Source organism: Rubrivirga sp., assembly GCF_049648075.1.
Lineage (GTDB): Bacteria > Bacteroidota > Rhodothermia > Rhodothermales > Rubricoccaceae > Rubrivirga.
On sequence record NZ_JBARYR010000717.1, the window covers coordinates 1 to 3,578 of the forward strand.

The following is a 3,578-nucleotide window of genomic DNA, read 5'->3' on the forward strand; positions in this document are numbered from 1 at the left end:
GGCGCACGCCGAGCCCCGCGCGCACCATCCCGCCGCGCGCGACCTCGAGGACGGCCGCGTCGACGGTCGGGTCGCGCAAGACCGTTTGGGCGCCGATCGGACCCGTCATGTCGCCCTTGACCGACAGGCTGCCGTCGACGAACACGCCGTCCGTCGAGGTCATGCCGGGGACCATGCCGGCCATCTGGAGCACGTGCGAGACCATCCTCGAGGTCGTCGTCTTGCCGTTCGTCCCGGTGATCATCGCGATGGGCACGCGGCCCGGCGCGTCCGGCGGGTACAGCATGTCGAGGACGGGTCCGGCGACGTCGCGCGGCGTGCCCTCGGACGGTGCCACGTGCATCCTGAAGCCGGGCGCCGCGTTGACCTCGACGATCGCTCCGCCGACCTCGCGCCACGACTGCGTCACGTCGTCGCTCAAAAAGTCCACGCCGCCGACATCGAGGCCGACGGCCTTGACAGCTCGGACGGCCATCTCGCGGTTGTCCGGGTGGACTTGGTCGGTCAGGTCGATGGCCGTGCCGCCAGTCGACAGGTTGGCCGTCGAGCGGAGGTAGAACGTGCGTCCGTCCTCGAGGACGGTGTCCGTCGTGACGCCGGCCTTGGTCATCAGGCGCTCGGCCTGGGCGTCGAACTGGAGCCGCGTCAGCACCTTCTCGTGCCCGACGCCGCGCCGAGGGTCGTCGTTGACGATCTCGACCAGTTCCTCGATCGTGTGCGTTCCATCGCCGACGACGTGGCCCGGAACGCGCTTGGCCACAGCCACCAGTTGCCCGTTGACGACCAGCATCCGGTGGTCGAACCCGCTCACGAAGCTCTCGACCAGAACGCCCGAACTGGTCCCGTGCTGGCTCGCATGGTCGAACCCCTTGGTCACCTGCTCGTCCTTCGTCAGGCGGATGGAGACGCCGCGGCCGTGGTTCGCGTTGAGCGGCTTGGTGACGACGGGATAGCCGATGCGGTGAGCGGCCCGGATGGCGTCGTTGGGTCCGTAGACGAGGGCCTGCTTCGGGACCGGCAGCCCGATGGCCTCCAGAATGGCCCGTGTGTCTTCCTTGTCGCTTGCGATCTCGACCGCGATGTGGTGCGTCTGGCTGGTGACGGTCGCCTGGATGCGCTGCTGGTACTTGCCGTGTCCGAGTTGGACGAGCGAGTACCGGTTGAGCCGGATCCACGGCACGTCGCGCGCCTCGGCCGCGTCGATGATCGACTGCGTGCTCGGCCCGAACGCCAGGCGCTGGGCGCGCTTGATGAACGCGTCGCGCTCTTCGTCCCAGTCGTAGTCCGGCTCCTTCTCCTCGTCGACGAGCGCCTGAACGTCGTCGGGCAAGAGCCGCAGAATCAGACGCCGCGCCAGCTCCCCGGCCTCCAAACCGACGTCGCGCTGCTTGTACTCGTACACCATGTCGTAGACGCCCGTCGGGTGGTCCGCCGACCGCGTCTTCCCGAACGTCACCTCGTGGCCCGCCACGCCCTGAAGCTCGAGGGCGATGTGCTCCCAGACGTGTCCGAGCCAGGTCCCCTCGTCCTCGCGCATCCGGCGGATGAAGCCGCCCGCCTCGCGGTATGAGCACCCGTGCTCCTCCAGCCCCGGCAAGGCCTCGACGAGCCGGTCTACGAAGCCGTCGAGCTTGGCCGTCGGGTAGTCCTCGAGGGGGCCGAGGTCGATGACGTGGCGGATGACCGGGAACCGAGCGTAGGTGTTCGGTCCGACGTAGACGTTCGTCGAGACAACGCGCATGGAGCGGGGGTGAAGCGAGAGGGAAGGTGCCCAACGTTCGTCCTCGATGCAAGCTCCGTGCTTCGGCCAACGTGTTGCCGCGTTTCCTCCTCGAGGACGGCGTCCGTCTAGAACCGAGCCCGTAGCGCGAGACCGGCGCCCTGCGAGGCCGGCTCGATGGCGATCTGATTGGGAGCCGCTGGTGCGCCGGTGACGAGCGCGTCGAGGACGGCCGCCGTCCACACCGCCGCGGCGCCGATCGCAAAGGCGTCGCGAGCCCGTTTCCATCCGTTGGTCCGGTCGTAGAGCTCGCCCTCGATCTCTCCGAAGTCGACCTCGGTGCACTCGTCCAACCCGGGAGGAGGCATCGAGTCGTCGTAGCACGCATTTCGATAGGCGCTCCGAGCGTCGCTGTACTGGATCGCCGATACGATCAAGCCGCCCGCCGTTACCGCTGCCGCGCCTGCGAAGAGGAGGCCCCGTCCTCGATCCTGCTTGTAGAACTGTCCCCAGCCGGGAAGCGCCAGCGATCGGAGCGCGGCGTCCGGGCGTCGGTCCTCGAGGACGAGGTAGCGGATCTCGGGCGCCGCCGCGTCCGGTTCGACCTCGATGGTCTCTCGCACCGTATCGAAGAACGCTCGCGTGCGGGGGGACACGAAGACCGGATCGAGGACGAGGGACGGGTCGAGGGCGAGGGCCGCCTCGAACTGGGCTCGGGCCTCGACGGGCGCGTTGCGGGTGTGGAGCAAGATGCCCAGCGTCGAATGCGCGTCGACGAGCTGGTCTGGTGACAGCTCGTCGTACCGGGCGATGGCCTCCCTCGCTCGCGCCTCGGCGACGTCGTAGTCGGCGCGCGCGAAGGCGCCGTCCATCGCCCGCAGCAGGTCACCGGGAGGCGTCGCCGGCTGCGCGAGGACGGTGGCGCTTAGGGCGACCCCGACCGCCAGCCACACGACGGCGACCTCGAGGACGAATGCCATCCGCGCGAGCACGGGAGAGATCGGAAAAAGGGTCGGGCGACTGGGACGCATGAGGCGGAGAATAGAGCGTCCCTCGGGGCTGGACCAGGTCCAAAAGGACCAGATCGGATTCTCGATCACTCCTCCATCATATTGATCGTGATCTCGCGCTCCTCGCCCTCTGCGATTCGAATCCGTCGCTGGATCGGCGCGCGACCGAGACCGGGATTCTCAAACGTCAGCGTGTGTTCGCCCGGAGGTAAGATGAGAAGCTTCTGCGGCGGGATGGTGGCCCAAAACTCTCCATTCACGGATACGTTGGCCCATGGGACGACCCGTAGCTGGACGCGCCCAACGGCGTTGTACAACGAGACCGTCATCCGGGTCTGCCGCCCGGCCTCGATGCGGACCTCCACAGGAACCGGGGGGAATCCCTCTTTCGCCAACGTCAGCTCGTATACACCTACCGGGAGCTCAAGGCCACGGATCGGCGTGTTGCCGAGCACGCGCTCCCCGAGCCGGACCGTCGACCACGGCTGGGAGTCGAACGCCAGGTTGCCGACGGCCGGCTCCGGCGTCGTGGTCGGCGTCTCGGTCGGAGGCGGATCCGGCCGCGCGGGCGTAACGCGGGGCTCCACCGAAGGTCGCGGCGTCGGCGTCTGCGCGTCGGTCGTCGGCCTCGAGGGCGGGCCGGCGAGTGGGTCCGTACTCGGGACGTCAGGGGTCGGGTCGTCCTCGAGGACGTCGTCGGCGACGGCCAGCAGCGAGTCGTCCTCGAGGACGGGTTCGACCTCGAGGGGCTCGATAGCGGGTGGCTCCTCCGTCGTCGCGATGGGCGGCGACGGCTCGGTCCGGGTCTGGGTCGCGAGCACGATCCCAGTGATGCCGACGAGTAGGGC

At 68.7% G+C, this 3,578-nt stretch carries 3 protein-coding genes; all 3 read right to left on the minus strand.

The features are described from left to right. The coding region (locus WBA11_RS18895) for a cyanophycin synthetase family protein (protein ID WP_424522177.1) at nucleotides 1–1,741 on the minus strand (1,741 nt) is incomplete at its 3' end. A gap of 107 nt (nucleotides 1,742–1,848) precedes the next feature. After that, a complete protein-coding gene (locus tag WBA11_RS18900; RefSeq protein WP_424522178.1) occupies nucleotides 1,849–2,700 on the minus strand; it encodes a DUF5683 domain-containing protein in 852 nt (283 codons plus the stop codon). A gap of 116 nt (nucleotides 2,701–2,816) precedes the next feature. After that, the coding region (locus WBA11_RS18905; protein ID WP_424522179.1) for a PEGA domain-containing protein at nucleotides 2,817–3,578 on the minus strand (762 nt) is incomplete at its 5' end.

Bases quoted from the DNA above. Each gene is read 5' to 3' on its own strand.
- WBA11_RS18900 (WP_424522178.1), bottom strand. From the start codon at position 2,700: ATGGCATTCGTCCTCGAGGTCGCCGTCGTGTGGCTGGCGGTCGGGGTC.